Consider the following 25,756-nt stretch of genomic DNA (forward strand, 5'->3'; position numbering starts at 1 on the left):
GCCTGACCCATGGCCGACAAGGTAATGAGCATCGCGGAGGTGGTCGGCGAGCTGCGCTCCGGTATGACGATCGGCATCGGAGGTTGGGGCTCACGACGGAAGCCGATGGCGCTGGTTCGGGCCATCGCCCGGTCCGCCCTGACCGATCTCACCATCGTGTCCTATGGCGGACCTGACATCGGCCTGTTGGTGGCGGCGGGGCGGGTGCGGCGAGTGGTGACCGGGTTCGTCTCCCTCGACAGCATCCCCCTCGAGCCCCACTTTCGACGAGCCCGGCAGCTGGGTACCGTCGAGCTGACCGAGTTGGACGAGGGAATGCTGCACTGGGGGCTGCTCGCCGCCGCACGGCGGCTTCCCTACCTGCCGATCCGCGCCGGGCTGGGCTCCGATGTCCTGCGGGTGAACCCCGAGCTCCGTACCGTGCGGTCCCCCTACTCCGACGGCGAGGAGCTGGTGGCGATGCCGGCCCTCACCCTGGATGTCGCGTTCGTACACCTGAACCGGGCCGACCGCCAGGGCAATGGGCAGTACCTGGGTCCGGACCCGTACTTCGACGACCTCTTCTGCCTCGCCGCCGCCCGGAGCTTCATCTCCTGCGAGCGGTTGGTCGACCCGGCCGAGCTGCGCTCCGGCGGTCCGGCACAGAGCCTCCTGGTCAGTCGCATGATGGTCAACGGCGTCCTCGAGACCCCACATGGCGCGCACTTCACCAGCTGCGTGCCGGACTACGACCGCGACGAGGCGTTCCAGCGTGAGTACGCGGAATCCGCTGCCAGCCCGCAGGCCTGGAGCCGGTTCCGGGCTCGCTACCTCGATGTGGATGAGGCCCACTACCAGCGAGCCGTGTCGTGACCGGGGCCAGCCGCGTCGAGGTCTGCATCGTCGCCTGCGCCGAGGCGTGGCGGGACGATGGCGAGATCCTGGCCAGCGGGATCGGACTGATCCCCCGGTTGGGCGCCCAGTTGGCCCGCTGCACCTTCGCTCCCGACCTGGTGCTCAGCGACGGCGAGGCCGCGTTGGTCGGCGACGACGGGGCCGAGGGGTGGCTGCCCTACCGCGCGGTGCTCGGTATCGCCGCCGCCGGTCGTCGCCACGTGATGATGGGGGCCAGCCAGCTGGACCGGCACGGCAACCAGAACATCTCCTGCATCGGCTCCTGGGCACAGCCCACCGCCCAGTTGCTGGGGGTGCGCGGCGCCCCGGGGAACACCATCAACCATCCCACCAGCTACTGGGTGCCCCGCCACAGTCGGCGCGTCTTCGTGGACCGGGTCGACATGGTCTCCGGCATCGGCTACGACCGGGCCGCCGCCCTCGGTCCCCCGGGCAACCGGTTCCACGAGATCCGGATGGTGGTGACGGACAAGGCGGTCCTCGACTTCCGGTCACCAGATCGGGGGATGCGGTTGCGCTCGGTACACCCCGGCGTCAGCGTGGACGAGGTCGTGGCCGCGACCGGCTTCCCGGTGCAGCTGCCGGATCAACTACCGGAGACCAGGATCCCCAGCGATCACGAGCTGCGACTCATCCGCGATCGACTGGATCCGGCTGGGTTACGAGATCACGAGCTGGAGCGGTGAATCCCCGACGCCCGTCCGGCCGTTCCTGCCCGGCAACGACAGGGAGCCCACCATGCACCCGGCACTGCGCACCCAGTTGACTGAGTTGGTCGGCGTCCGGTACCCCATCGTCCAGACCGGCATGGGCTATGTCTCCGGTGCCGGGTTGACCGCGGCGACAGCCCGGGCCGGCGGCCTCGGCATCATCGCCTCGGCCACGATGAACCTCGACGAGTTGCGCTCCGCGATCCACCAGGTGCGTCGGTGTACCTCCGCGCCGTTCGGCGTCAACCTGCGCGCAGACGCGACGGACGTGCGGGAGCGGGTCGAGTTGGTCATCGCGGAGTCGGTTCGGGTCGTCTCGTTCGCGCTCGCACCGCGCCGCGACCTCATCCGTCAACTCCGCGACGCCGGGGTCATCACCATCCCGTCCGTCGGCGCCCTCCGGCACGCGGAGAAGGTGGCCGGCTGGGGGGCGGACGCCGTCCTGGTTCAGGGGGGCGAAGGTGGTGGGCACACGGGGACGGTGCCCACCAGCCTGCTCCTGCCCCAGGTGGTGGACGCGGTCGACATTCCGGTGGTCGCGGCGGGTGGCTTCTTCGACGGCCGCGGCCTGGTCTCGGCCCTCGCCTACGGGGCGGCGGGAATCGCCATGGGTACCCGGTTCCTGTTGACCAGCGACAGCCCGGTCGGATCAGCGGTGAAACAAACCTATCTCGACAGCGGCCCCACCGACACGGTGGTCACCACGCGGGTCGACGGCGTACCGCACCGGGTTCTCCGGACCCGGTTCGTGGACCGGCTCGAACGATCGGGCCGGATCCGCACCCTGGCCAGCGCGCTCGGGCGGGCCCTCGCGCTGCGCCGACACACCGCAATGCCCTGGTCGACGCTGATTCAGGATGGTCTCTCCACCCGACACAGCCGCGAACTCTCCTGGTCCCAGACCCTGATGGCCGCCAACACCCCGGTCCTCCTCCGGGCGGCGATGGTGGACGGCCGGGCCGACCTCGGGGTGATGTCTGCCGGGCAGGTGGTGGGGCTCATCAACGACCTGCCCTCGTGCGCGGAGCTCATCGACCGGATCATGGCCGAGGCAGATGGCTGCCTCGGCCGGCTTACAACCGCTCAATGACGGTGACGTTCGCCTGGCCACCCCCCTCGCACATCGTCTGCAACCCGTACCGGCCGCCGGAGCGATCCAGCTCGTGCAGCAGGGTGGTCATCAGCCGTGCGCCGGTCGCACCGAGCGGATGCCCAAGGGCGATCGCCCCACCGTTGACATTGACCCGTTCCAGCTCCGCACCGGTTTCGCGCAGCCAGGCGAGCACTACGCTGGCGAACGCCTCGTTGATCTCGATCAGGTCAATCTGGTCGAGCGTCATCCCGGCCCGCCGCAATGCGACCTCAGTTGCCCGGATCGGCGCGGTCAACATCAGCACCGGGTCGTCGCCCCGGGCGCTGAGATGGTGGACGCGGGCCCGGGGCGACAGCCCGTGCACCCGAAGTCCCCGCTCGGAGGCGACCAGCACGACGCTGGCCGCGTCGGCGAGTTGGCTGGCGAGAGCCGCCGTGGTCGTCCCGTCGGGACGTAGTGGGGCAAGGGTGGCCATCGCTGCCAGGGAGGTATCCGGTCGCGGGCACTCGTCGACCGTGCAGCCGGCGCAGGGCACGATCTCAGCGGCGAACCGTCCCGCCTCCCGGGCGCGGACCGCCCGCTGGTGACTGAGCAACGCGTACTGTTCCAGCTCGGGACGAGTGATCCCCCATCGGGCGGCGATGAGGTCTGCGCTGCGGAACTGGGAGATCTCTTCCTCGCCATAGCGAGCCGCCCACCCGACGGAGCCGGCGTACGGGCCGTGTGGGGCCATCGCACTCGCGATCGGCACCTGACTCATGCTCTGCACCCCACCGGCGACCACCAGGTCTGCGGTGCCGGCCAGAACAGCCTGGGCGGCGAAGTGCACCGCCTGTTGGGACGAGCCACACTGTCGGTCGACGGTAACCCCGGGCACCTCCTCCGGTAGGCCAGCCGCCAGCCAAGCCGTCCGGGCGATGTCACCGGACTGGGGCCCGAGGGTGTCCACGCAGCCGAGGACGACGTCGTCAATCGTGGCCGGGTCAACCCCCACCCGGTCCAGTAGGGACGCGATGACCTGACCGCCGAGGTCTGCGGGGTGCACCCCGGCCAACCCACCACCGCGCCGCCCCACCGGGCTACGCACCGCGTCGACAAGGTATGCCTCGCTCATTCAGGCCTCCTCCGTTATGCTAGAACGCGTTCTAAATCTAGCCGAATGGGGCAGCGCTATGCACCTCTCCTACTCGGTCGAACAACAACAACTCCGTTCCCGCCTGCGCGCGTACTTCGCTGAGCTGATGAGCCCCGAAGTCCGCGAGGCGCTCGCCATGACCGATGGTGAGTATGGAGACGGCAAGGTCTACCGCGACATCGTGCGACGCCTGGGCCAGGATGGCTGGCTGACGCTCGGCTGGCCCCGGAAGTACGGCGGTGGTGACCGGTCCATGCTGGATCAACTCATCTTCACCGACGAGGCGGCGGTCGCGGGGGTGCCGGTTCCGTTCCTGACCCTCAACACCATCGGACCGACGCTGATGCGCTTCGGCACCGAGCGACAACGCGCCGAGTACCTGCCCCGGATCGCCGCCGGCGAGCTGCACTTCTCGATCGGCTACTCCGAGCCGGAGGCGGGCACCGACCTGGCCGCCCTACGCACCACCGCGGTACGCGACGGTGAGACCTATCTGGTCAACGGCCAAAAGATGTGGACCAGCCTCATCCAGTACGCGGACTACGTCTGGCTGGCCTGTCGCACGGCGCCGGAGGCCCCCCAGCACGAGGATCTGTCAATCCTCATCGTGCCGACCGACTCGCCGGGCTTCTCGTGGACTCCGGTGCGCACCGTCGCCGGGCCGACCACCAGCGCCACGTACTACACCGACGTCCGGGTACCGCGCTCGGCACTGGTGGGCGCGGAAAACCAGGGCTGGCCGCTGATCACCAACCAGCTCAACCACGAGCGGGTCGCGCTCACCTCAGCCGCCCCGATCCGACACGCGTTACGGGAGGTGCGGGACTGGGCCCGCACCACCACCCTGTCGCGCGGGAAACGGGTCATCGACCAGGAGTGGGTCCAGCTACACCTGGCCCGGGTGCACGCCAAGGCCGAGTTCCTCAAGGTCTACAACTGGCGACTCGCCGCCGAGTCAGCCAACGGCCTCGACCCGGCCGCCGCCTCGGCTACCAAGGTCTACGGGACCGAATTCGCCATCGAAGCGTACCGGTTGCTCATGGAGGTGCTCGGCACGAACGCGGCGATACGGCAGGGGTCCCGCGGCGCCTTGCTGCGCGGGCGGGTGGAGGCATTGCACCGCTCCGCCCTGATCCTCACCTTCGGCGGCGGCACCAACGAGGTGCAGCGAGACATTATCGCCACCGTCGGCCTGGGTCTGCCAGCGGCCCGTCGGCGCACCCAACCGCAGGAGTGGTCATGAGATTCGCCCCAAGCGAGAGCCACCGCGACCTCGCCCGGCTGACCCGGCAGATCCTCACCGACCAGGTCACCACGGACCGGCTCCGGGACCTCGAGGCGAAGGACACCTGGCTGGACCGACCACTCTGGCGGGAGCTCGCCACGGCGGGGGTGCTCGCCGCCGCACTGCCCCACCGGGCGGGCGGTGACGGGCTCGGCCTGATGGAGCAGTGCGGCGTTCTGATCGAGGTGGGCCGGAGCGTCGCTCCCGTGCCCTACCTGTCCAGCATCGTGACGGCGGCAGCCGGACTGGCCACCTTCGGTGACGACCAGCAGGTCACTCGGTGGGTCACTCCAGCTCGGGAAGGGACCATGGTCCTGACCGCCGCCCTCGCGGAGGGCGAGGTGGGTGCCGAACGCGTCGCCGGCCGTTGGGTGTTGACCGGGACGAAGACGACCGTGCCGGCCGCGCCGGACGCCGACCTGGTGCTGGTCCCGGCCAAGTTCGGCCGTCGGACCGTGGTCTTCCTCGTCTGCCCCGACGACCCCGGGGTCACCGTGGAGCCGCAGCAGGTGGCGGGGGGCGAGGGGGCCGGCTGGCTGGACCTGGCCCGGGTGGCCCTTCCCGACGACCGGCTGCTCGGCACCGTCGCGGACGGCGGCGCCATCGCCGCCTGGCTCACCACCCGGGCCACCATCGGGTCCTGCGCTCTCCAGCTCGGGGTGACCGAGCGGGCGCTGGAGTTGACCGCGGAGTACGTCCGCAACCGGGTCCAGTTCGGTCGCCCGATCGGCACCTTCCAGGCGGTGGCGCAGCGGCTCGCCGACACCTACATCGATGTCGAGGCGATCCGGCTCACGCTCTGGCAGGCGGCTTGGCGGCTCGCCGAAGGGCTACCCTGCCCGACCGAGGTGGCGACGGCCAAGTTCTGGGCCGCCGAGGCCGGACACCGGGTCGCGCACACCGCCGTCCACCTCCACGGTGGCGTAGGAATCGACCTTGACCACCAGCTGCACCGCTACTTTCTCGCCGCGAAGCACCACGAGTTCCGGTTGGGCGGTGCCACCGCCCAACTACGGGCGATCGGGGCCGCCCTCACCTCGACCGAGCTGGAAGACCAGGACGGCTCAGCCGGTGCGGCGCCCCCCGCCGGCTGAACCCCAGCGGGTGCCCCGGCGGGCCCCACCAACCGCCTCGCGGGTCTGACCCCGGGACGTTGACGGCGCAGAGAGTACACCATAGATTGACATACATGGATTTAATGGGAGCTGGTGCACGGGGCCTTCGACGCAGACCCGAAAGCCACTCCCCCTCCGAACTGATAGGCGGTGACCGCCACGATCAACCCCGGCGGCGATCGCCACGGATGCGGTCGGCCGCCAGCCATCGGCGACTCTGTCACCAAGCTGGTGGTCAATCTCGATCGACACCGCCAGCCGCTCACCACCAGGCGGGAGACCTGAGCCCGAGGGACGGTCGGCGCGCGCCCGACGTGACGCATGGGCATCGGACACCGATCACGACCAACAATCGAAGGGGCCGAGCATGACAGGTACGAGCCTTACCCGACGTGGCCTACTCCGGGCCACCACGCTCGGCGCCGGCGCCGCCGTCGCCGGGGCCGCTCTAGGCCAGCAGGCGGCCCAGGCGGGTGGTCCGGTACCCGCGTTGGCCGGAAAGACCGCCGTGGTCATTGGTAGTGGCTTCGGTGGGGCGGTCGCCGCCTACCGACTCGGCCAGGCCGGAGTGGTCACCACCGTGCTGGAGCGTGGTCGCCGCTGGGATGTGGACGGCTCCGGCTCCACGTTCTGCAGCATCAATGAGCCGGACTGGCGGTGTGGCTGGTTCCTGGACCGCCCACCACTGGGCATCAACCTCGGTTCGACGATCGAGAAGCGTGCTGGGTTGATCGCCCGCCACGACGGAGATGGAATCTCGGTGCTGAGCGGAACCGGAGTAGGCGGCGGCTCCCTCGCCATCGGGATGTTCCTACCGCAGCCGCGGCGCAGCGAGTGGGAGCAGGCATACCCGGCCGAGGTCGGCTTCGACGAGATGAACGATGTCTACTGGCCCCGGGCTCGGCAACGCCTCGGCGCCGCGCCGATCCCCGAGGACGTGCAGAGCACCGGCCCCTACCGGGGAGCCCGCGCCTGGCTCGACTACCTGTCGGAGTTCAAGCAGACCCCCCTGCCCATCCCGTTCGCCGTGGACTGGGACGTGGTCCGCGCCGAACTCGCCGGTGACGCCGTGCCCTGCCACACGATCGGCGAGGGCCCGTACGGCAGCAACTCCGGGGCGAAGAACAGCGTGGACCGCAACTACCTCGCCTGGGCCACCGCGACCGGCAACGTGACCACCTTGGCATTGCACGAGGTCACCGAGATCCATGAGGTGTCCGGCCAGGACAAGTTCGAGATCAGGTGCCGCCAGATCGATGAGCACGGCACGGTTCTCTCCACCAAGACCTTCGTCTGTGACTACCTGTTCATGGCGGCGGGTTCCGTCTACACCACCTCGCTGCTGCTCACCTCCCGGGCCAAGGGCGGACTTCCCCGCCTGGTCAACCAGGAGGTGGGTAAGGGCTGGGGCAACAACGGCGACTTCCTGGTGACCCGGATCAATCTACGAAAGGACGTCGGCCACGCCCAGGGCGGTCCGGGTAACGTCAAGTACATCGACGAGGACAACCCGTACGCACCCACCTCGATGGCGTGGGAGGCGGCACCGGTTCCCCGTTGGATGCCGCGTACCACGGCGCACCTGGTAACCAGTATGGCTCCGGAACGAGGCGAGATTCGCTACGACCCGGATACCGGGACCGGCAGGGTGCACTGGCCGTACGGCGTGCTGGAGACCACCTCCGAGAAGGCGGCGGTTAACCTGGTGACCCGGTTGTGGTGGGAGACCGAGGGCCGCAAGGGGTACCTCCTGCACGGTCTGCCGACCTACGCCCGGGGCGTCGGTACCGGGCTCGGCGCGGCGAACACCTGGCACCCGTTGGGTGGCATGGTCATGGGCAAGGCGACCGACTTCGGCGGTCGGTGCCTCGACTACCCCAACCTCTTCTGCGTCGACGGATCGATCCTGCCGGGTACGGCCTGCCTGGCCAACCCTTCCCTGACCATCACCGCGAACGCCGAACGCTGCATGGATCGGTTCCTCGCCGTGCACTCCTGACCCGTACGGGGCCCGGCCACGAGCCGGGCCCCCGTTCAGCGGTACCGCACCGGCATCTCCCGGATCCCGTTGATCCAGCCCGACCGCAGCCGCTGCGGATCGGCCACCTTGCGGATGTCCGGCATGTGGTCGGCGATCGAATTGAAGATCAGTTCGATCTCCAGGCGGGCGAGGTTCGCACCCAGACAGAAGTGCACACCACTACCGCCGAATCCGAGGTGCGGATTGGGGCTCCGGGTGATGTCGAACCGTTCCGGCTCCTCGAACACCGACTCGTCGAAGTTGGCCGACCCGTAGAAGAGCGCTACCCGTTGGCCGGCGGTGATCGCCTGCCCGCCCAGGGTGGTGTCGACCAACGCGGTGCGTTGGAAGACGTTCACCGGGGTAGCCCAGCGAATGATCTCCTCGACCGCGCTCCGGGGGCGCTCGGCCTTGAACAGTTCCCACTGGTCTGGGTGCTCGAGGAAGGCCAACATGCCGTGGGTGATCGCGTTCCGGGTCGTCTCGTTGCCCGCCACCGCCAAGAGCATCACGAAGAAGCCGAACTCGTCGGTCGTCAGGTGCTCTCCGTCGATCTGCGCGTTGACCAGCTTGGTCACCAGATCGTCGCTCGGGTTGCGCTGTCGCTCGTTGGCCATCTCCATCGCGTACGCGAGCAGCTCGGCGGCGGCGGCCATCGGATCCACACCGTACGCCGGATCGTCGTAGCCGATCAGCTGGTTCGACCAGTCGAAGACCTTCCGACGGTGGTGCTGCGGCACCCCGATCAGCTCTGCGATCGCCTGCAGCGGTAGTTCGCAGGCGACGTCGGTGACGAAGTCACCCGTGCCCCGCACGGCCGCGTCCCGCACGATGCGCTCGGCCCGCTCCGCCAGCGACCCACGCAACGCGTTGATCGCTCTGGGGGTGAAGCCGCGGGACACGATGGCCCGTAGCTTGGTGTGCTCCGGCGGGTCGACGTTGATCATGATGACCCGCTGCATCTCTCGATCCGCCTGGGTGGTGCCCGGCTGGAAACGGGCGATCGCGGTGTTCTCCCGGGTCGAGTACGTTTCGCTGTCCCGGGAAACCGCCATGACATCGGCGTACCGGGTGACCACCCAGTACCCGTCGTCGTCGAAGCCGGCCGAGCCCCTCGGTTGGACGTTCCACCAGACCGGGGCCGTCCGGCGCAGCTCGGCGAACTCCTCCCGAGGCACACGGCGCTCCAGGACGGCCGGGTCGGTGAAGTCAAATCCCACTGGAATACGCGGCTCAGTCATCGAACCTCCTACTGTAACCTGTTCTAATATTGAAACAGATCACATGTTGTTTCGACAACGCAGCGTGAGCTCCGGCGCGGAGCACGTTCGCTCTCCGAAGGGACGGTGCGATGGGCACTCCGGTGATCGTTGACGCGGTTCGCACACCGATCGGCAAACGGGGCGGCTGGCTGGCGGGGCTGCACGCCGCCGAGCTGCTCGGCGCGGCACAACGCGCCCTCGTCACCCATGCAGACCTCGACCCGGACACCGTCGAGCAGGTCATCGGCGGGTGCGTCACCCAGGGCGGCGAGCAGTCCAACAACATCACCCGCACCGCCTGGCTACACGCCGGCCTGCCGTACCGGACGGGCTGTCTCACCATCGACGCCCAGTGCGGTTCATCCCAGCACGCCGCACATCTGGTCGCCGGGCTCATCGCCACCGACGCCATCGAGGTCGGCATCGCCTGTGGTGTCGAGGCGATGAGCCGGGTACCGCTGCGCGCGAATCTCGGCGTGGACGCCGGCACTCCCCGGCCGGCCTCGTGGGAGATTGACCTACCCAACCAGTACGTCGCCGCCGAACGGATCGCCGTCCGGCGGGGACTGTCCCGTACGGCGGTGGACGAGTTCGGCGTCCGCTCGCAGTCCAACGCCGCTCGGGCCTGGGCACGGCGGCACTACGACCGCGAGGTCGTACCAGTGACCGCGCCCATCCTCGACAGCGAGGGGCAGCCAACCGGAGAAGCCCACACGGTGGAGCGGGACCAGGGCCTGCGGGACACCACCCTGGCGGCGCTGAACCGACTACGACCGGTGATCGACGGCGGGCTGCACACCGCCGGCACCTCGTCGCAGATCTCCGACGGCGCCGCGTCGGTACTACTGATGGAGGCCGACCGGGCCCGCGCGCTCGGTCTCCGCCCACGAGCCCGGATCGTCGCCCAGTGCCTGGTCGGCGCCGAGCCCTACTACCACCTGGACGGCCCCGTGCAGGCGACCGAACGCGTGCTGTCCCGCGCCGGCATGAAGATCGAGGATATCGATCGGTTCGAGGTCAACGAGGCGTTCGCCGCCGTCGTGCTGTCCTGGCTGTCGGCCCACCGCGCCGACCCGGAGAAGGTGAACGTCAACGGCGGCGCGATCGCCCTCGGGCATCCGGTGGGCAGCACCGGGGCCCGACTGCTCACCACCGCCCTACACGAGTTGGAGCGAACCGCCACCCGCACAGCATTGATCACGATGTGCGCCGGGGGCGCCATGTCCACCGCGACCATCATCGAGCGCCTCTGACCCTCCGGCGGCGATGCCCGCCGTTGGGTGCGGTGGCACTCAGGGATGCTGGCTACTGACCGACACCACCTCACCGGTGAGATAGGAGGCGTAGTCGCTGGCGAGGAAGGCCATGACGGCCGCGACCTCCCAGGGCTGCGCCGCCCGGCCGAACGCCTCCTGGCCGGTGAGCTCGGCGAGCAGGTCCGCACTGGTCACCTTCGACAGGTTGGGGTGCATGGCGAGGCTGGGCGCCACCGCGTTGACGCGGATGCCGTGGGGTGCCGCGTCCAGCGCCGCACACCGGGTCAACGCCATCACCCCCGCCTTGGCAGCCGCATAGTGCGCCTGACCGGCCTGGGCCCGCCAGCCCAGCACCGACGCGTTGTTGACCACCACACCACCGTGGCCCTGCGCCAGCATCTGCCGTACCGCTGCCCGCGTACAGCGAAACGTGCCGGTCAGAGTCACGTCCAGCACCCGCGACCACTCGTCGTCGGTCATCTCCATGACCGACGCGGTGCCGCCGAGCCCGGCATTGTTGATCATCACGTCCAGCCGTCCATAACCCGTCACGGCGGCGTTGACCAACGCTTCGACTGCCTGCTCGTCGGTCACGTCACAGGGCACCGACCGAACCCGGCCCGGGTGGTCCGCCGAGAGCCGTTCGTGGCTCTCGGCAAGCCGCCGGAGATGCCGGTCGCTGATCACCACGAGCGCCCCCTCGTCCAGGCAGCGTTCCACCACGGCCGCACCGATCCCGGATCCCGCCGCCGCGGTCACCACCACCACCTTCTCCGCGAGCAGTTCCCGACCAGCCGGGCGAAACGGCGGCGTCGGGCCCGGGGGCCTCATCCGCGGGCCTGTCGCGGCAGACCGAGAACCCGCTCGGCGATGATGCCCCGTTGGATCTCGTCCGACCCGCCGTAGATCGTTTCCGCACGACCGAACAGGAAGAGGCGCTGCCAGTCGTCCAGGTCGTAGGGGGCATCCTGGGCAACCGTTCCGGCGGCACCGCGCACCTGCATCGCCAACTCGCCGAGTTGCTGATGCCACCGCGACCAGAGCAGCTTCACCGCGGACGCACCCTGCCCGGAACCCGACTGGTCCGCCTCGGCCATCGTCCGTAGGGTGTGCGCGCGCAGCGCCCAGAGCCCGACAGCGGCGCGGGCAAGCCGGTCGCGCAGCTCTGGTTCACCGGCGACGCCGGTGTGCCGGGCAAGCGCCACCAGGCGGTCCAGCTCCCGCTGGAACCCGACCTGTTGGCCGAGTGTCGCCGCGCCCCGCTCGAACGCGAGAGTGCCCATCGCCACCCGCCACCCCTGGCCCACCTCGCCGACAACCAGGTCCCGCGAGGTGCGCGCGCCGTCAAAGAAGACCTCGTTGAACTCCGAGGTACCAGTCAGTTGGCGGATGGGCCGCACCGTAATGCCGGGTTGCCGCATCGGCACCAGCAGATAGGAGAGCCCGGCCTGGCGCGGCCCGGTGCCGGCGGGCTCGGTCCGGGCCAGGAGAAAGCACCAGTGCGCCACGTGCGCCAGCGAGGTCCACACCTTCTGGCCGTCGATAATCCACTCGTCACCGACGAGTCGGGCGCGGGTCGCCACGGCGGCGAGATCAGACCCCGCCCCCGGTTCGGAGTATCCCTGGCACCACAGCTGTTCGACAGCGCGAATCCCGGGCAGGAAGCGCCGGCGCTGCTCCGGCGTGCCGTAGGCGATCAACGTCGGACCGAGCAGTTCCTCACCCAGGTGGCCGACGCGCGCCGGAGCACCGGCCCGGGCGTACTCCTCGTGGAAGGCGACCTGTTGGGCGAGCGTCGCGCCCCGACCGCCGTGCTCGACCGGCCAGCCGAGACAGGTCCAGCCGGCGGCGGCCAGCCGGCGGTTGAAAGCCAGCCGTTCGCGGTATGCCTCGTGCTCCCGGCCCGGTCCACCCGCCCCCCGCAGCTCAGCGCTGACATTCTCCACCAGCCAGGCGCGCACCGCCCGCCGGAACTCGTCGTCGTGCACTGGTGTCACCTCCCGAAGCGCGCGTAGGCTCACCCTACCAAGCACTTGCTTGCGTGAGGAGGTGTCGATGGAACGCCGAGCAGAGCAGGAAACCACGCCACCCGACCCGACCGACAAACCACTCGAGCAGGTGCTTCGGCAGGAGGCAGCACAGTGACAGCAGACGGGTTGGTACGACTCGAACGCCAGGGCGCCACCGCGGTGGTCACGATGAACCGGCCCCGCTACCGGAACGCCCAGAACTCGGCGATGACCTACGCCCTCGACTCCGCCTTCGCCGCGGCCGTGAATGACGATTCGGTCGCGGTCATCGTGCTCGCCGGCGCCGGTGAGCACTTCTCCGCGGGCCACGACATCGGCTCACCCGGCCGAGACGTCGAAAAGAGCTTCGAGCGCCGGGCGGTGCTCTGGTGGGACCACGTCGGCCGGTCCGGCGCCGATCAGCGGTACGCCCGGGAGATGGAGGTCTACCTTGGCATGTGCCGGCGCTGGCGGGAGCTTCCGAAGCCGACCATCGCGATGGTGCAGGGGGCCTGCCTCGCCGGCGGACTCATGCTCGCCTGGGTCTGCGACCTGATCATCGCGGCCGAGGACGCGTACTTCGCCGACCCCGTGGTCCGGATGGGCATCCCCGGCGTGGAGTACTTCGCCCACCCGTGGACGTTGGGCCCCCGCCTCGCCAAGGAGATCCTCTTCACCGGGGACCGGTTCGATGCCCGGCGCGCGTACGAGGTCGGCATGGTCAACCGGGTCGTCCCCCGGGCGGAGTTGCACTCCCACACCCTCGGTATCGCGCAACGAATCGCCGAGATGCCCCGCTTTGGACTGGCCCTGACCAAACGGGCCGTCAACCAGGCCGAGGATCTGATGGGAATGCGCTCGGCGATGGACGCCGCCTTCGGTCTGCACCACCTCGCGCACGCGCACAACGCGGAGGTGGCCGGCGACCCGCTGGCCGGGATGGACGCCGCGAGCATGAAGGCGAGGTCCAGTTCGTGAGCCCGGTCGGCACGATGAACCTCGACCTCGACAACGAGACCCGCGCGTTCCGGGCGGAGGTCCGGTCGTGGCTGGCGACGAACGTGCCCACCACGCCGTTGCCGCCCGTGGAAACTCCGGCGGGTGACCGGGCCCACCGGGCGTGGGAGCGACGCCTCGCCGCGGCCGGGCTGTCGGTGGTGTCCTGGCCCACCGCCTACGGTGGACGCGACGTCTCACCCCTGCAGTGGCTGATCTTCGAGGAGGAGTACCACCGCGCGCGGGCGCCGGTCCGGATCAACCAGAACGGCCTCTTCCTCCTGGCTCCGACCCTGTTCACCCACGGCACGGCCGAGCAGCGGGCTCGCCTGCTGCCCCGGATGGCACGGGCCGACGACGTGTGGGCGCAGGCCTGGTCGGAGCCGGAGGCCGGCAGCGACCTGGCCGGAATCCGCTCCCGTGCGGTACGCACCGACGGCGGTTGGCTCCTGTCCGGGCAGAAGACCTGGAGCACCCGGGCGGCACGGGCCGATCACGCGTTCGGGCTCTTCCGCACCGGAGTGGACCGCCACCGCGGCCTGACGTACCTGATGTTCGACCTCCGCGCCGCGGGCGTCACGGTCCGGCCGATCCAACAGGTGGGCGGTGCGGCCGGCTTCGCCGAGATCTTCCTCGACCAGGTGTTCGTGCCCGACGCCGACGTGCTCGGCGTGGTGGACCAGGGTTGGACCGTCGCGATGAGCACCGCGGGCCACGAGCGCGGGTTGTCGCTGCGCAGTCCGGGACGCTTCACCGCCGCCGCCCAGCGGCTCGTACGGCTGTGGTGTCAGGCCGGTGCGCACGCCGCCGACCCGGGGCTGTCCGACCGCGTCGTTGCCGGCTGGATCGCCGCCCGGGCGTACCAGCTGCACAGCTACGGCACGGCCACCCAGGAGGCCGCCGACCGGACGCCCGAGCCTCCGCCACCCCCCGGCCGAGCCGATCGACCAGCGCAGACCGGTTCGACGGCGTTGCGGGGCAGTGGCCACGCCGCCAGCATGACCAAGGTTTTCTGGTCCGAACTGGACGTCGCCCTACACGAGGTGGCGCTCGACCTCCTCGGGCCGTACGCCGAAATCGGTGGTCTTCCGGCGAATTCGGCGGGCCGGGCGGACGATGCCGGCGACGCGGACGCCTGGCTGGACGGCTACCTGTTCTCCCTAGCCGGTCCGATCTACGCCGGCACCAACGAGATCCAGCGCACGGTGATCGCCGAACGGGTACTCGGCCTGCCCCGGGATCGACGATGAAGCTGACCCCCTCCGCGGAGCAGGAGCAGTTCGCCGCCGCCCTCCACGCGATGTTGACCGAGGCGGACATTCCCGCCGTCGCCCGGCAGTGGGCCGCCGACGACCCGGCTCCCGGGCAGGCACTCTGGCGCCAGCTGGCCGAGCTCGGCGTGACCGGGCTGGCGGTGCCGGCACGGTGGGGTGGCCTGGCCGCACACCCGGCGGACCTCGTCGTCGCGTGCGAGGAGCTCGGGCACCACGCCCTGCCCGGTCCGGCCGCCGAGTCCATCGCCGCCCTGCCCGTGCTGCTGACGGCGCTCGGCGACGACGCGCTCTGCGAGACCTGGCTGCCCCGGCTCGCCAACGGCGAGGTGATCGGCACACTCGCCGTGCCGCCGCACGTGCCGTACGCGACGGACGCTGATGTCGTGTCCCTGGTTCTCCGGGCGGATGAGCAGACGCTGCGCCTCGGGGTGCCGGGGCCACGACTGCGCTCGGTGGACGGCACCCGACGACTGGTCGAGGTGGCCGACGGAGCGCTGCTGGCGACCGGTCCGGCCGTCGGCCCGGCTATCGCCCACGCCCTCAACGCCGGCGCGCTGGCCTGTGCGGCGCAGCTTCTCGGAGCGGGCCACGCGCTGCTGGAGACGACCCTCCGGTACGCCGGCCAACGCACCCAGTTCGGCCAACCAATCGGGCAGTTCCAGGCGGTCAAGCACCAGCTCGCCGACGTGGCGATCGGCCTCGAGTTCGCCCGGCCGCTGCTGTACGCCGCCGCCGTCGCCCTCGCCGACCACCCGTCCACGGCTGCCCGCGACGTCTCCGCCGCGAAGGTGGCCTGCGCCGACGCCGCCCAACGGGCGGCCCGCACCGCACTACAGGTGCACGGGGCGATCGGGTACGCCCGGGAGTCCGGCCTCGACTCCTGGCTGACCAGGATCTGGGCGCTGGCTCGGACCTGGGGCACCCAGTCCTGGCACCGCGATCGGATCCGGACCGCACTAGCCACTGGAGCTCTGACATGACGACGGAGCAGCAAGCCCTGCGGATGAGCGTCCGCGGTGTGCTGTCCCGGCACACCGCCGACCGGTCCATCGCCGAGCTGACCGAGTCAACGACGGGAGACGACACCGAGCTCTGGCAGGTGCTGTGTGGCCAGATCGGAGTGGCGGGACTCGCCGTACCCGAACGGTTCGGTGGGCTCGGCGCCGGTCTGGGCGAGGCCCATGTCGTGTTGGACGAGTTGGGCCGCACCCTCACCCCCGCACCGATGCTCGGCTGCGCGGTCCTCGCCGGCCAGGCCCTGCTGCACAGCGGGGACGAGGCGGCCTGCCGCCGCATCCTGCCCGACCTGGTCGGCGGAGAACGGCTGGCCGCGCTCGCCTGGACCGACCAGCACGGGGACTGGGATCCACACCGGCCCGCGGTCACCGCGACGAAGGGCGGCCGGCTCATCGGCGAGGCGCACCACGTGCTCGACGCCACCGTGGCCGACGTGCTGCTGGTCGCCGCGAGTACCCCGGCGGGGGTCCGACTCTTCGAGGTGGATCCACACGCTGCCGGCGTCCGACGACGCCCGGTCACCACCGTGGACCTGACCCGCCGGCTGGGGGTGGTCGTGCTCGACGGGGCAACCGGTCGTCAGCTGGGCGAGGTGAACCCGCTGGAACGGCTCCGGGACATCGCCTGCGTCGCGCTCAGCGCCGAGCAGGTCGGGGCGGCCACGCGGGCCGTGGAGCTGACCGTGGCGTACGCGCTGAGCCGGGTGCAGTTCGGCCGGCCAATCGGTGCCTTCCAGGCGATCGCACACCGGCTGGCCGACCTACACGTCGTGGTGGAGAGCGCTCGCTCCCTGTCGTATGCGGCGGTGTCGAGCCTCGACTCCGACGCACCCGACGCCCACCTGCTCGCCGCCGGGGCCGCGGTCCACTGCGCCGAGGCGCTGGAACAGGCCGCCGCGCAGATGATCCAGCTACACGGCGGCATCGGTATCACCTGGGAGCACGACGCGCACCGCTACTTCAAACGGGCCCACGGGGCGGCGCACCTCTTCGGGCACCCGCGGGCACATCTCGCCCGGCTCGCGGACGCGGTCATCGGCACTCAGTCGTGATAGGAGGCGCCGAATTGGTCCAAGGCGCTGATGACCGCGTCCCCGACACCGTGTCCGGCACCGTGACCGGCCTCGTCGACCAGCTCCAACCGCGCGGCGGGCCAGGCCTTGGACAGTTGCCACGGGACGTCCACCGGGCTGCCCAGGTCGAGCCGGCCGTGAACCAGCACGCCGGGAATTCCGGCGAGCCGGTGGGCACCTGCCATCAACTCGCCGTCGGTGAACCAACCGTCGTGTGCCCAGTAGTGGGTGACGAGGCGGGCGAAGGTCATCCGGAACACCGGGTCCTCGAACCTGGGGTCGGGCCCACTACCGGGTAGGTTCGAGACGAGGGCGTCCTCCCAGGCGCACCAGGCGCGGGCGGCGCGGTCGCGTACCGTCTCGTCCGGATCGGCCAACAGCCGGGCGTAGGCGGCGGGCAGGTTGCCGTCGCGTTCGGCGGCCGGTACCGCATCCGAAAACCTGTCCCACTGTTCGGGGAAGATTCGTCCGAGGTCGCGGGTGATCCACCGATGCTCGGCCGGGGTGCTGGTGACGACGCTGAACAACACCATCTCGGTGACCCGGTCGGGGTGCCGCTGGGCGTAGCCGAGGCCGAGCGCGCTGCCCCACGATCCGCCGAGCAGCAACCACCGGTCGATGTTCAGGTGTTCGCGCAGCTTTTCGATGTCGGCCAGCAGGTGCGGCATGGTGTTGGTCGACAGGTCGGTTCGGACGTCACCCGCGTCCGGTGTGCTGCGCCCGCACCCCCGCTGGTCGAACAGGACTATCCGGTAGACGGCCGGATCGAAGAACCGCCGCCAGCCGGCGCTGGCGCCGGAACCGGGGCCGCCGTGCAACACCAGCGCCGGCTTGCCGAGTGGGTTGCCGCAGCTCTCCCAATAGACGAGGTGGCCGTCCCCGACTGCGAGCAGGCCAGCCGCGAAGGGTTCGATCTCGGGATACACACGCATCATCCGCGTGATTCAACCAGTCGCGCGCCGACCGCGCTCGGGGCCCAACGGCAGCCGGAGCCGGAGGTGGCTCAGGGTCCGATGTGGCCGAGGTCGGGGGGCCCGAGCAGGAGGCCACTGGTCGGTACGCCGGTGCCGGCGGTCACCAGCACCGGACCAGCCCCGGCGACCTGGTTGACCGAACTTCCCCGGATCTGCCGGACCGCCTCCACGATGCCGTTCATCCCATGGATGTAGGCCTCGCCGAGCTGCCCACCGTGCGGGTTGACCGGGAGCCGACCATCCAGTTCGATCGCGCCGTCAGCGATGAAGTGCCGTGCCTCGCCCGGCGGGCAGAACCCCAACTCCTCCAACTGCATCAAGACGTACGGGGTGAAGTGGTCATACAGCACCGCGACCCGCACGTCGTCGGGGCCGAGACCGGACTGCTCCCAGAGTTGCCGCCCGACCACGCCGAGCTCCGGTAGGCCGGTCAGGTTGTCGCGGTAGTAGCTGGTCATGATGTACTGCTCCGCTCCGCTGCCCTGCGCGGCAGCGGTTATCACCGCGGGGGTCTGCCGCAGATCGGCGGCCTGCTCGACGCCGGCCACCACCACGGCGACCGCTCCATCGCTCTCCTGGCAGCAGTCCAGGAGCCGAAGTGGCTCGGCGATCCACCGGGACGCCTGGTGGTCGGCGAGGGTGATCGGTCGTTCGAAGAACCAGGCTCGTGGGTTGGTCGCGGCATGCCGGCGCGCAGCCACGGCCACCCGGCCGAAGTCCTCCCCGGTGGCCCCGAAGACGTGCTGGTAGCGCCGGGCGACCATGGCCACGGTGGCCGCCGGGGTACTCAACCCCATCGGGTAGTGCCAGCCATTGTCGACGCCGGAGCTGGTCGGTGCGCGCGAGATATCCCGCGACACCCGACCGAAGCGGCGGCCGGAGCGCTCGTTGAGCGCGCGGTAACACACCACGACCCGCGCCACCCCGGCGCTGATCGCCAGGGCCGCCTGCTGCACCGTGGCACAGGCCGCACCGCCGCCGTAGCCGACCTGACTGAAAAAGCGCAGCTCCCCGGCACCGATCTCCCGGGCCAGGGCGATCTCGGCGGTGCTGTCCATGGAGAAGGTCACCAGACCGTCGACATCGACCGGTGTCAGCCCGGCGTCGGCGAGTGCCGTGCGAACCGCCTCCACCGCCAGTTGGAGCTCGCTGCGGCCGGAGTTCTTGGAGAACTCCGTCTCGCCGACCCCGACGATCGCCGCTCTTCCCGAGATCACGGAAGCCTCCCGACCTCAACCTGCCCGGTGACATGATCGCCCCCGGCAACCCGCCCCACCACGGCCACCACACACCCGGTTGCCGACACCCGCGTCACCTGACCGGTCAGGACGAGCGTGTCGTACGCGTAGCAGGGCGCCCCGAGCCGGATGGCGACGCGGTGCACCATCGCTGTCGCTCCCGCCCAGTCGGTCACGTACCGCTGTACCAGTCCGGTCGTGGTCAGAATGTTGAGGAAGATGTCCTTCGAGCCCCGCCGCACGGCCTGGTCCCGATCGTGGTGTACATCCTGGAAGTCCCGGGTGGCCACCGCGGTGCTGATCACGAAGGTCGGGGTGACCGGGATCCGCAGTTCCGGCAGGACGACGCCGACCGCCGCGTTCATGGCAGCAGCCGCCACGCCGGCAGGGTCAGCTCGGCGTCCACCGGTACGAAGTCAACCTGGACCGCGGCGCCGATCCGCACCTGCGCCGGGTCCGCTCCGAGCAGCTCGCCCACCATCCGTACCCCTTCGGTCAGCTCCACCAGAACGACCACGACCGGTAGCCGCCGCCCCGGCACCGGTGGATGCCGGTGCACCACGAAGCTGAAGACCTCACCGGTACCGCGGGCGGCCAGGTGGTCCTGGCGGTCGGCGCCGCACCGTCGGCAGACCGGCCCCGGTGGATGTCGCAGCTGACCACAACCGCCGCACCGCTGGATGCGCAGCTCGCCGGCGGCGGTGCCAGCCCAGAAGTAGGCGGTGTCCCGGGTGAGGACCGGCCGGAGCACGTCCGCCGCCGCCGGAGCCGGCTCGGGTGCCGGTGCCGGTGCCGGTGCCGGAGCCGGAGCCGGAGCCGGGGCCCGCCCGGATGTCGCCGGAGCCGGCGCGGATGCCGGAGCGGCCGCGGTGGAGCCCGGCGGCCGGAACTTGAGCACCCGGAAGGTCATCGACGCTACGGCCTCCGCACCGACGTACCAGGTGCTGTCGGTGGTGACAAACCAGCCCTCGCCGAGCGCCGTTCGTTTTGGTCCGCGCACGTCTACCAGCCGGCTGCGCACCTCGACCCGTTCGCCGTCGCGCAGATACCGGTGGTATGTCTGCTCGCAGTTCGTGGCCACCACTGAGGTGAACCCGGCCCGATCGAGTACGGCGGACATGGCCGACAGCGGATCGGCGGGATCCGCGGCCGGGTGTAGGCCACGCATCGTCCACACCTGCGTCATCGCTGGTGGTGCCAGACCGTCCTGCTCGTAGCGGGGATTGCGGTCGCCGATCGCCTCCAGCCAGTTCCGGATCATCGGTAGGTTGACCGGGTCGCGTGCCGGCCGGGCCGGCCCCGCACCGGCAGCCCGGATCCGCTCCGCGGCGGCGTTGACAGTGTCCTCCATCGAATCTCCCTCCTCCCCCGGCGACTGGCCTGATCCACAGTCAGCCCGCGGATGCCCGGGGCAGGCCGAGAACCCGTTCGGCCACCAGGGAGAGCAGGATCTGGGTGGTTCCGCCGGCGATACTGAGGCATCGGGTGAGGAGGAAGTGGTGGACTGGCTCCGCACTCGCGCCGTCGGCCGCCGCACCGTTCGGACCGCAGAGCGTCAGCGCCGTCTCGGCCACCGCCTGTCGATGGCTGACACCGATCAACTTGGCGACCGCCGATTCTGGCCCACCTCCACCAGCACCGAGCTGCCGTAGCGTGGCCCGGCACTCCACCAGGGAGACCGCGAGACCATCCGCGATGTGACCACCCAGGCGTTCCCGCATCCCCGGCTCGCCGGCGACTCCACCCGCCCCCACCATCCGGACCAGTCGGTCCACGTCGGCACCGAATCCGGGCCCGCGTCCCATGGCGACCCGCTCGTAGGAGAGCGTCGCCCGGGCCAGCCGCCAGCCCTGTCCTGGCTCGCCCACCACACCCTCGTCGGGGACGAAGACGTCATCCAGGAAGACCTCGTTGAAGACCGACCGCCCGGTGATCTCGCGCAGTGGGCGAATCTCGATGTCGGGGCTGCGCATGTCGACCAGGAAATAGGTCAGCCCACGATGCTTGCTCACCGTGGGATCGGTGCGGGCCAGGCAGATCGCCCAGTCCGCCTCGGCCGCCAGCGACGTCCAGACCTTCTGGCCGGACAACCGCCAACCACCCGGCACCCGGTTCGCCCGGGTGCGCAGCGAGGCCAGATCCGAACCGGCCTCCGGCTCGCTGAAGAGCTGACACCAGGTGAGCTCGCCCCGCAGGGACGGGCCGGCGAACCGATTCTGCTGGGCGGCACTGCCGTAGCGCAGAATCGTGGGGATGGCCCAGCCGGCGATCGCCAGGTCCGGGCGGATAACGCCGGCCCGGTCCAGCTCCTCGTCGATGAGGAGTTGCCGGGCGGGTGTGGCGTCGAGCCCGTACGGCGCGGGCCAGTGTGGTGCGAGGTATCCGACGTCCGCCAACCGGGCCCGGCGCTCGGCCTCGGGAAGCTGTGCGATCGCCTGGAGCTGGGCTCGTACCGCCAACCGGTCCGCGGAGTCGGGGGCACTCTCCGCTCCGGACGACGGCGGTGCCGCTTCCGTCTCGGCCCGGTACTCGTCGCCAACCGCCCACACCTGCCGACGCGCCCCGGCCAACGTCAGCTCCGCGCAACGCTGCCGCCATCGGGCGCCGCCGCCGAGTAACTGCCGTAGGGCAAGTGCTCGGCGCAGGTAGAGGTGGGCGTCGTGCTCCCAGGTGAACCCGATCCCGCCGAGCACCTGAATACAGTCCTTGGCGTTGTCCACCGCGGCGTCCAGAGCGATCGCGGCGGCGGTGGCGGCGGCCAGGGGGAGCTCCTCCGGCGCCTGGTCGTAGGCGCGGGCCGCGTCCCAGGCCACCGCGTTGGCCCGTTCCGCCCGGCAGAGCATCCCGGCGCAGAGGTGCCCGACCGCCTGGAACGACCCGATCGCCTGATCGAACTGCCGCCGCACCTTGGCATGCTCGGTGGCGGTGCGCAGGCACCAGGAGGCCACCGCTGCCGCCTCCACCGCGGCCAGCAGCGCCGCGCAGTCGCGGAGTCGGTCCGGCGCGGGTGTGGGCAGGAGCTGATCGGGCTCGACGAGCACCCCCGCCAACCGCACGTCGGCCAGGGGCCGGGAGAAGTCCACCGGCGTACGTGCGGTGTGGTGGACCCCCGCATGCTCCGGATCGAGCACGAACGACAACGTTTCGGCTTCGGTGTCAGCGGTCAACATCAGGTGGGTGGTGCTCCCCGCACCGAGTACGGCGTTGGCCTGCCCGGTCACCCGGTAGGCTCCCCCGGCGACCGGCACCGCCGTCAACGCTCCTGGAGTGAGCGCCACCCCGACCGAGACCCTGCCGGCCGCAAGGTCGGGCAGCAGGCTCTTCGCGACGGGCGTCGGCCCGGTGGACGCGAGTGTCAGGGCCGCGAGCAGGGTGGGCATGACCGGGCCGGGGACCAGGGCGACGGTGAGCTGTTCCAGCACGGCGGCCAGCTCGCCGACCCGGCCACCGTCACCACCGAGCTGCTCCGGCACGGCCAGGGCGAAGCAGCCAAGGCCGGTGAGGCCGGCCCAGTAACGGTCGGCCGCTGCGGACGGCCCGTTCTCCAGCGCGCGTACGGTGGCCAGGAGATCGGCTCCGGCAGCCCACTGCCGGATCGCGTCCTGGAGCGCCAACTGGTCGGTGGTCATCGCGATCGGCATCGACCCTCCCCACTCAGACACCTCACGCCAGTAGAACATGTTCTACCTGCCTCCGCCAGCCACCCTGAGCGCACGATGCCCGCCCGTTGCTAGACTTGGGACGGCATGGCCGCTGCCAATTCAACCAAGATCACGGAAGGCAAGATGGTGGCGTCGAGAACACATACCAGAAGCCCGGGCGCGGGCAGCCTGACCGACACCGAGCAGGGGTCGGCGGCGCAGCGGGAACGCCGACGGCGCATCCTGGACGCCACCCTCGTCCTGGCCTCCAGGGGAGGATACGACGCGGTGCAGATGCGCACCGTCGCCGAACACGCCAACGTCGCCCTCGGCACGTTGTACCGCTACTTCCCCTCCAAAATCCACCTATTGGTTTCCGCCCTGGCCCGAGAGTTCGAGCGGACGCAGGACCGGCTCCGCCGCACCGCCATTCCGGGCGAGACGGCGCACGAGCGGACCGCGTTCGTCCTCGGCCGGGTCACTCGCGCCATGCAGCGCGACCCCATGCTCACCGAAGCGATGACCCGGGCGTTCATGTTCGCCGACCCGACCGCCGCCACCGAGGTCAACGCCGTCGCCCGACTCATGGAAGACATGTTCATCCTGGCCATGCGGGACGGCAAGCCATCGGCGGACGACCGGGCCAAGGCCCGCGTCATCGGTGATGTCTGGCTCTCCAGCCTGGTCGCCTGGGTAACCCGACGCGCCTCGGCTAACGACGTGCACGAGCATCTCGAACTCGCCGCCCGCCTGTTGCTGCGCTGACGGCCAAGGCGGCGGAGCCTGGGGGCCCCGCCGCCACCGGGCCGCGAACAACACCGGCCCCCTGGTCCACAAGACCGGGGGGCCGATTCCTGGCAATCAATAGATACTCACCTTAGGTGGTGGCGCAGTCACTCAGCTTGTCCTACGGTGCTGGGGCGAAGGTCGGCGGCGCACCACGGGCTCCACGCGGGCCACCATCCCGGCTGGGTCAACGATGTGGCGTGGGAGGGACTACCCGGATGACGCGATCGTTGCCCACGAGGGTGAGCCCGTTGTTCTCGTCCGCGACGCCGCCGTTGCCGGGAGCGGCGGGCGCGCTGAGCTCTCCGCTGGTGGGCCTGCCGCGTCGGATCCGCTGGTAGGAAGCCGGTCTGGCGTTGCCGATGCAGGGGTATCCGCCGGGAAGGACAGGAGAGCACCCACGATGACCTACCAGCACGACCGGGACGTGTATCTCACCCACAGCCCGGAGCGGGGCTACTGGCACTTCATGCTCTACATCGAACCACCGGCGTACACCGGCGGCGCCATCAACGCCGGCCAGCAGCTCGACACCTACGCCAGCCCATACGCGGCCGAGTGGCGGGACCGGCTCACGCCCTGCACCCCAGACGCCCTACACGTCACCCTCGTCACCCCGGACGAGGCGCCCCAGCTCTGGTATCCCTGCGTCTACGACGACCCCGACTCTCCCTCCGCGGTCGCCGGTGACGGCTGCCTCTGCTGGCGCGCCTTCCGTGATCCGATCACCTGGCTGCCCGTCGCCGTGCACCACTATCGGACAGTCACCGGCAACCACGAGCACTGGGAACATCACACCTACGCTCCCCTCGCGCTTCCCGACGGGGAGCAGCTGACCGCCCTGATCATCGACCGCGAGGCCGACATGGTCTGGGCCCGCACCGACCGCGGCACCCTGCACATCCTGCCCGAGAAGCAGACCGCCGGTTACAGCACCGGCTACCCGGGCAGTGGGCCGGCCGAACTCGCCAGGATGATCGAGAAGATCGTCGCCTCCGACGGCTACGACGTGACCCCGGGCACGCCCAACCAACAACCAGCCGAGACCGTATTCGGCTGGGCCAGCAGCCACGCTGCCGCCCACACGCAGGAGCTCACCCTCCAGCAGCTCATGCTCCTCTGCCGCACCGGCGTCGTGGCCTAGCCAACACTCCGAGGCTGCCTCCGCCGGCAGTTCCGGGGGCAATGGCGGCTCCGTAGAGCCACAGCTACGGATCAGTCGTACTCGACGGAGGGATTGTCGGCCTCCCAGTACGGTGCCGCACCGAAGAGCCGCCAGGACTGTTCCGGTCGGGGCGCGACGAACACCCCGGTCGCCTCGACCAGGAGGTCGTCGGGGTGGGCAGCGGTCGCGATAACGCCGTGGGCGGTGGTCTTCCGGCCGTTCACGGCGGTAACCCGGGCCATCAGGTGTAGCGGCGTGCGCAACGGGATGGGTGCGCGATAACGGGTGTCGAGCCGGACGGTCATCCCCGCGTTACCCCTGGCACTCGCCACATAGCCGAGTAGCTGGTCCAGTAGTTGGGCGCTGACTCCGCCATGGGCGTACCGGGGCGGCCCCTCGAAGGCGGGCCCAAGGGTGCACGCGCCGACGGCGACCCCATCAACCAGGTCGATACGCAGTGGCGGGGCCAGGGCACTGCCGACGCCGGTAACCGGGTTGTACATCCGGACTCCACCCAACAGGTCGTCGGCGCTCGGTATCCGCGTCACCTCCCGCTCGTGCGTGGTCAACGGACGGGCCGCTCGGCGCAGGTCGGCCGTGACCTGGCGGAGCTGGTCTGCCGGAACCTCCGTGGTGACCGCCTGCTCGACCAGGTCGCGTAAGGCGTCACCCAACTCCGCGATGGCCTCCCGCCGGTCCAACAGAGCGGGGCTGGCGTCCCGCTGCTCCCGCATGGGGTGGTGGCTACGCCAACGCTCGTGATTCGACCTACTCATCGTCACCGTCGTGCACCTCGTCTTCGACCGGTTTAACG

Annotated in this window: 23 protein-coding genes; 13 read left to right on the forward strand and 10 right to left on the reverse strand. The window is 70.4% G+C overall.

Annotation, left to right across the window (positions count from 1 at the left end; genetic code table 11):
• Nucleotides 1–9 precede the first annotated feature (9 nt).
• The 3 genes from B118_RS0102930 to B118_RS0102940 are packed head-to-tail and all read left to right on the forward strand — an operon-like array spanning nt 10 to nt 2,694.
• Entirely contained in the window at nt 10–852 is an 843-nt protein-coding gene (locus B118_RS0102930; RefSeq protein WP_018810527.1) for a CoA transferase subunit A, read from the forward strand.
• Nucleotides 849–1,580 carry a CoA-transferase subunit beta gene (locus B118_RS0102935; protein WP_028192345.1) on the forward strand — a complete coding sequence of 244 codons (732 nt, stop codon included), beginning with the start codon at nt 849–851 and terminating at the stop codon, nt 1,578–1,580. The genes B118_RS0102930 and B118_RS0102935 overlap by 4 nt, the downstream gene beginning before the upstream one ends.
• Before the next feature lie 52 nt (nt 1,581–1,632).
• Nucleotides 1,633–2,694, forward strand: a complete 1,062-nt coding sequence (locus B118_RS0102940; RefSeq protein ID WP_028192346.1) for an NAD(P)H-dependent flavin oxidoreductase — start codon at nt 1,633–1,635, stop codon at nt 2,692–2,694.
• Here the strand turns inward: B118_RS0102940 and B118_RS0102945 are convergent.
• A complete protein-coding gene (locus tag B118_RS0102945) occupies nt 2,678–3,811 on the reverse strand; it encodes an acetyl-CoA C-acetyltransferase (protein WP_018219400.1) in 1,134 nt (377 codons plus the stop codon). The genes B118_RS0102940 and B118_RS0102945 overlap by 17 nt on opposite strands.
• Before the next feature lie 58 nt (nt 3,812–3,869).
• Here B118_RS0102945 and B118_RS0102950 point away from each other — a divergent pair, with 58 nt between their 5' ends.
• From B118_RS0102950 to B118_RS0102965, 3 genes are all read left to right on the forward strand, one after another.
• Nucleotides 3,870–5,075: an acyl-CoA dehydrogenase family protein gene (locus tag B118_RS0102950; RefSeq protein ID WP_018810523.1), complete on the forward strand. Its 1,206-nt coding sequence runs from the start codon at nt 3,870–3,872 to the stop codon at nt 5,073–5,075.
• Nucleotides 5,072–6,211 (forward strand): acyl-CoA dehydrogenase family protein, encoded by a 1,140-nt coding sequence (locus B118_RS0102955; RefSeq protein WP_018219398.1) that lies wholly within the window; start codon nt 5,072–5,074, stop codon nt 6,209–6,211. The genes B118_RS0102950 and B118_RS0102955 overlap by 4 nt, the downstream gene beginning before the upstream one ends.
• A gap of 388 nt (nt 6,212–6,599) precedes the next feature.
• Nucleotides 6,600–8,231, forward strand: coding sequence for a GMC oxidoreductase (locus B118_RS0102965; protein WP_028187905.1), 1,632 nt, complete (start codon nt 6,600–6,602; stop codon nt 8,229–8,231).
• Between the two features lie 35 nt (nt 8,232–8,266).
• On the opposite strand, the gene B118_RS0102970 is transcribed toward B118_RS0102965, so the two are convergent.
• On the reverse strand, nt 8,267–9,493 hold the full coding sequence (locus B118_RS0102970; RefSeq protein WP_026270519.1) for a cytochrome P450: 1,227 nt from the start codon (nt 9,491–9,493) through the stop codon (nt 8,267–8,269).
• Between the two features lie 110 nt (nt 9,494–9,603).
• Here B118_RS0102970 and B118_RS0102975 point away from each other — a divergent pair, with 110 nt between their 5' ends.
• The gene (locus B118_RS0102975; protein ID WP_018219394.1) at nt 9,604–10,767 is read left to right on the forward strand and encodes a steroid 3-ketoacyl-CoA thiolase; all 1,164 of its coding nucleotides are present in this window, start codon (nt 9,604–9,606) and stop codon (nt 10,765–10,767) included.
• Between the two features lie 39 nt (nt 10,768–10,806).
• Here B118_RS0102975 and B118_RS0102980 read toward each other — a convergent pair whose 3' ends face one another.
• Together B118_RS0102980 and B118_RS0102985 are read right to left on the reverse strand one after the other, a co-directional pair.
• Nucleotides 10,807–11,601: an SDR family oxidoreductase gene (locus B118_RS0102980; protein WP_027645379.1), complete on the reverse strand. Its 795-nt coding sequence runs from the start codon at nt 11,599–11,601 to the stop codon at nt 10,807–10,809.
• Entirely contained in the window at nt 11,598–12,758 is a 1,161-nt protein-coding gene (locus B118_RS0102985; protein ID WP_026270518.1) for an acyl-CoA dehydrogenase family protein, read from the reverse strand. Before B118_RS0102985 ends, B118_RS0102980 begins: the two co-directional genes overlap by 4 nt.
• A 153-nt stretch (nt 12,759–12,911) precedes the next feature.
• Here B118_RS0102985 and B118_RS0102990 point away from each other — a divergent pair, with 153 nt between their 5' ends.
• Genes B118_RS0102990 through B118_RS0103005 form a run of 4 tightly spaced genes read left to right on the forward strand, consistent with a single transcriptional unit; the run spans nt 12,912 to nt 17,117 of the window.
• Complete coding sequence (locus B118_RS0102990; RefSeq protein ID WP_018219390.1) at nt 12,912–13,757, forward strand: enoyl-CoA hydratase; 846 nt, start codon at nt 12,912–12,914, stop codon at nt 13,755–13,757.
• Nucleotides 13,754–15,025 carry an acyl-CoA dehydrogenase family protein gene (locus B118_RS0102995; protein WP_028192347.1) on the forward strand — a complete coding sequence of 424 codons (1,272 nt, stop codon included), beginning with the start codon at nt 13,754–13,756 and terminating at the stop codon, nt 15,023–15,025. The genes B118_RS0102990 and B118_RS0102995 overlap by 4 nt, the downstream gene beginning before the upstream one ends.
• Complete coding sequence (locus B118_RS0103000; protein ID WP_028192348.1) at nt 15,022–16,029, forward strand: acyl-CoA dehydrogenase family protein; 1,008 nt, start codon at nt 15,022–15,024, stop codon at nt 16,027–16,029. The genes B118_RS0102995 and B118_RS0103000 overlap by 4 nt, the downstream gene beginning before the upstream one ends.
• Entirely contained in the window at nt 16,026–17,117 is a 1,092-nt protein-coding gene (locus tag B118_RS0103005) for an acyl-CoA dehydrogenase family protein (protein ID WP_028192349.1), read from the forward strand. Before B118_RS0103000 ends, B118_RS0103005 begins: the two co-directional genes overlap by 4 nt.
• Here B118_RS0103005 and pip read toward each other — a convergent pair.
• From pip to B118_RS0103030, 5 genes are all read right to left on the reverse strand, one after another.
• A complete protein-coding gene (pip, locus tag B118_RS0103010; RefSeq protein ID WP_018810516.1) occupies nt 17,108–18,073 on the reverse strand; it encodes a prolyl aminopeptidase in 966 nt (321 codons plus the stop codon). The genes B118_RS0103005 and pip overlap by 10 nt on opposite strands.
• Before the next feature lie 68 nt (nt 18,074–18,141).
• Nucleotides 18,142–19,329 (reverse strand): lipid-transfer protein, encoded by a 1,188-nt coding sequence (locus tag B118_RS0103015; RefSeq protein ID WP_028192350.1) that lies wholly within the window; start codon nt 19,327–19,329, stop codon nt 18,142–18,144.
• Nucleotides 19,326–19,715: a hotdog family protein gene (locus B118_RS0103020; protein ID WP_018822095.1), complete on the reverse strand. Its 390-nt coding sequence runs from the start codon at nt 19,713–19,715 to the stop codon at nt 19,326–19,328. Before B118_RS0103020 ends, B118_RS0103015 begins: the two co-directional genes overlap by 4 nt.
• Nucleotides 19,712–20,701 (reverse strand): bifunctional MaoC family dehydratase N-terminal/OB-fold nucleic acid binding domain-containing protein, encoded by a 990-nt coding sequence (locus B118_RS0103025; RefSeq protein WP_028192351.1) that lies wholly within the window; start codon nt 20,699–20,701, stop codon nt 19,712–19,714. The genes B118_RS0103020 and B118_RS0103025 overlap by 4 nt, the downstream gene beginning before the upstream one ends.
• A gap of 40 nt (nt 20,702–20,741) precedes the next feature.
• On the reverse strand, nt 20,742–22,991 hold the full coding sequence (locus B118_RS0103030) for an acyl-CoA dehydrogenase family protein (protein WP_027657849.1): 2,250 nt from the start codon (nt 22,989–22,991) through the stop codon (nt 20,742–20,744).
• A 144-nt stretch (nt 22,992–23,135) separates the two neighbouring features.
• Between B118_RS0103030 and kstR the strand changes: the two genes are divergently transcribed.
• Nucleotides 23,136–23,756, forward strand: a complete 621-nt coding sequence (gene kstR / locus B118_RS0103035) for a cholesterol catabolism transcriptional regulator KstR (protein ID WP_018813424.1) — start codon at nt 23,136–23,138, stop codon at nt 23,754–23,756.
• A 424-nt stretch (nt 23,757–24,180) separates the two neighbouring features.
• Nucleotides 24,181–24,921, forward strand: coding sequence for a hypothetical protein (locus B118_RS0103040; protein WP_018219380.1), 741 nt, complete (start codon nt 24,181–24,183; stop codon nt 24,919–24,921).
• A 71-nt stretch (nt 24,922–24,992) separates the two neighbouring features.
• On the opposite strand, the gene B118_RS0103045 is transcribed toward B118_RS0103040, so the two are convergent.
• Nucleotides 24,993–25,676 (reverse strand): PaaI family thioesterase, encoded by a 684-nt coding sequence (locus tag B118_RS0103045; protein ID WP_018810510.1) that lies wholly within the window; start codon nt 25,674–25,676, stop codon nt 24,993–24,995.
• Between the last annotated feature and the right edge of the window lie 80 nt (nt 25,677–25,756).

Source organism: Salinispora pacifica CNR114 (assembly GCF_000514775.1).
Classification (GTDB): domain Bacteria; phylum Actinomycetota; class Actinomycetes; order Mycobacteriales; family Micromonosporaceae; genus Micromonospora; species Micromonospora pacifica.